The 2,997-nt window shown below is 50.4% G+C and carries 4 protein-coding genes; 2 read left to right on the top strand and 2 right to left on the bottom strand.

Annotated elements, in window-relative coordinates:
* Positions 1-520: lytic transglycosylase domain-containing protein (locus ALO64_RS14425; RefSeq protein WP_054991740.1), on the bottom strand; the 520-nt coding region annotated here is incomplete at its 3' end.
* Positions 521-911: 391 nt separating this feature from the next.
* Positions 912-1,559 carry an XRE family transcriptional regulator gene (locus ALO64_RS14420; protein ID WP_044345762.1) on the bottom strand — a complete coding sequence of 216 codons (648 nt, stop codon included), beginning with the start codon at positions 1,557-1,559 and terminating at the stop codon, positions 912-914.
* Between the two features lie 501 nt (positions 1,560-2,060).
* Here ALO64_RS14420 and parA point away from each other — a divergent pair.
* Together parA and ALO64_RS14410 are read left to right on the top strand one after the other, a co-directional pair.
* On the top strand, positions 2,061-2,690 hold the full coding sequence (gene parA / locus ALO64_RS14415; RefSeq protein ID WP_024421519.1) for a ParA family partition ATPase: 630 nt from the start codon (positions 2,061-2,063) through the stop codon (positions 2,688-2,690).
* Entirely contained in the window at positions 2,687-2,917 is a 231-nt protein-coding gene (locus tag ALO64_RS14410) for a hypothetical protein (protein WP_082303511.1), read from the top strand. Before parA ends, ALO64_RS14410 begins: the two co-directional genes overlap by 4 nt.
* Positions 2,918-2,997 lie beyond the last annotated feature (80 nt).

Here is a 2,997-nt window from a genome sequence, read left to right as displayed (position 1 = left end):
TTTTTACAGTGGCGGTGACATCCAGCGCCGGGACGGTCACGGTGGTACCGCCTGCATTAGCCAATACACGCTGCACATGGCTGCTACCGCTAAAAGCGGCCTCGGCCTTGAATCCGCGTTTGGGATTGCCGCTGTAATAGCAGGAAATAGCCTTGTGCAACGCGGCCTGCCGGTTGGGCTCCTTGGCACTGGCAACTGCATAGCACTGCTCAAGAACAGCGGCGGCCATGCGCAGGTTGGTGCAGGGTTCAAATACGGGTTCGGGTCGGCTGACATCGAAATGCTGCCGGTTGATCTGGCCCAGGCCGATGCTGAAGTTAGCGCCCTCCTCCACCAGCTGCTTCACCACCAATACAGCTTCATCCAGGCTTTGCGGTTGACGCGGCAACACTTTGCCGACCACGCCAATGGCATAGGGATTGAAGGAGGATTCTGTCTTGACGATGGGTGTCAGCGTGGCAGGGTGTATCGAGGGAGCGCATTGCATAGCCAGGGCCAGGAAGGCGCTGGTGGTGAGCATTGCAGGTTCCTTACGTTATGGGAGGTTTCCCGAATGGCCTTGTACAAGGCCATTTGGTGAAACCTCTCGATCTCCCAAAAATGAGATCGAGGGGTCTTAAATCGTATTTCCGGCCGCGACCCTGTCCGCCAGAAAACTTGTTTGGGGCTTTACGCTGCGCACCCTGGGCCAGTTGCCAACCCTCTGAGCCGTTAAGGCCGACCCATCGCTGCCTTGAAAGAGCTGGTTCCTACCAGCACTATTCTGCGCTATTCGCAGAATCAAGGCTGCATTATGCGCAGAACAATTTCTGCGTCAAGTGCAATTTAAGTAAGAAAAAGCCCGCTGTGCGGGCTTATGAGGGTTTGGAGATAGGAAGAGCGCTGTTAGAGCAATTAGGAGTAGCCTGGAATCATAGGCCCGACATCCTCGCATCTACTACTCGTCCGATGAAGCGACAGTTACCGTCGATTTCGATGGTCCTGTATTTTTCATTAAGGGGTCGGAGATACCGGTATCCCGCGTCTTCTACATATTGCTTGAAGGTTTTATCACCAGAATCAAGCATTTCGACTACGTAAAATTTTCCGTTGATCACTTCGGCATCAGGCTTAACGAGAATCAAGGATCCTTCAGGAAAGCTTGGGTTTCCGGTGCAAGTCATCGAATGGCCGTTAACCATAAGCCAATAAGCTCCGTAACCAGCGTTTTCTGTGGACTGTATCATCCTATGACTTTCTCCGATTTTCCCAGGCGATTCGGTAACCTCTCCCGCTGCTACCCAGCTAATAAGAGGAAATTCACGAGGCTCGCGTATAGGCTGACGCACGCCGGATACGTTATTGGGGTCTGAGTACAGAACTGTTTCCATTTGCTGCTGTGCAGTAAGCTGGATACCTAGCGCCGCCATGATGAGCTTTAGCTTTTCGGGGGTAGCCCCCTGCAAGCCACGCTCGAAACGTGAAAGGTTTCCTGAGTCCGAGCCGATTTGATAGGCAAGCTCCTCTAGGGAAAGCTTTTTTGCCTTACGTGCGTTTCTTATGATTTGTCCTATATCCATAGGGCATGAATTTTCCAGCTACCATGCTTGGTGCGCAAAGTCGTATGCGCAAATTTTGCTTGAATTGATTATGCGCCAATCGCAGAATTCACTGTATTTTCCAATCAGGCAGCACTTATGACACCGCTAAAAAAAGCTCGAACCGCCCGAGGTTGGACCCTAACTGAAGTATCCAACCGTCTCGCTGACGTCGGGGCAGACAGGACAGACACGGGAAACCTTTCCCGAGTTGAAAGGGGTGAGCAACGCGCCTCCACAGCGTTGGCAGAAAATCTTTGCCGCATTTTTGATGGCGAAATTACCGAGCTGCACATCCTATACCCAGAGCGCTATAGGTCAGACTCTGCCAACTGATGCTTATAGGTAGACGAAAATTTTGGCGGCTCCGTAAGCCCCCACCTAAATAGACGTCCTTCCAGCTTCCTAATGACTTTATTTTCTGTATAATCGTAAATGAGATTAATCTCAAATACGCAAAATCGCATTTACGCAGAGGCCGATATGATAATAGGTGTTTTGAATCAGAAGGGCGGGGTAGGTAAAACGACGCTATCAGTCAATATCGCTGCTGCTCTTGCCAAAAGGGGGGCACGCGTCCTGCTAATTGACGCTGACCCTCAGGGAAGTTCTTTGGACTGGTCAGCAGCCCGCGAAGGTGAACCGCTTTTTTCTGTAGTGGGCCTGCCCCGTGCATCCATTCATAAAGAAATAAGCCAGGTTGGCCAAGGCTATGATCACATCATCATAGACGGCCCTCCGCGAGTTACTGACCTTGCCCGCAGTGCGATCATGGCCAGTGACCTCGTGTTGATTCCGGTGCAGCCATCCCCATATGACATTTGGGCAGCTGATGAGGTTGTGAAGCTCGTACAGGAGGCCACAGTATATAAAGAAAGTCTTAAATACGCTTTTGTGGTAAATCGTAAAATCGCAAATACGGCTATAGGTCGCGATGTAGGTGAAGCCCTGGCTGCCTATCCGGTGACTTTGCTGTCAGCAACAATTACACAGCGTGTTATCTACGCCGAAGCAGCAGCGCAAGGAAAAGCCATTTTTGAAATTTCAGCAGAAGGGCCAGCAACGAATGAAATTGAAGCCTTGGTAGCTGAATTGATGGAGTTCGGAAAATGAGCGCTAAGAAAATCTTGATTGGAGCTAAGCCCACCGTCAACGCAGCTGCCGAAGAATGGGTGCAGAACCGTGAGGTCCAGGCCAGCGACAAAGAAGCCAACAAACGCCTGACTATCGACATACCAGAAAGCTTACATCGAGCTATCAAAATACAATGTGCTGAACGTGGTAACCGGATTGCAGATGAAGTGAGAGAACTTCTTTTACAGAAGTACGGAAAGAAGTAAATACGCTTATAAGTTTTTACTTATTCACGATTATGAGGGTAAACCATGATAAATCAGCGGCTCCCTAGGAGGGTGTAGAC

This window comes from Pseudomonas meliae, assembly GCF_001400515.1.
Lineage (GTDB): Bacteria > Pseudomonadota > Gammaproteobacteria > Pseudomonadales > Pseudomonadaceae > Aquipseudomonas > Aquipseudomonas amygdali.
Note: the sequence above shows the minus strand (reverse complement) of the source record. Positions and strands in the feature narration are given on the sequence as shown.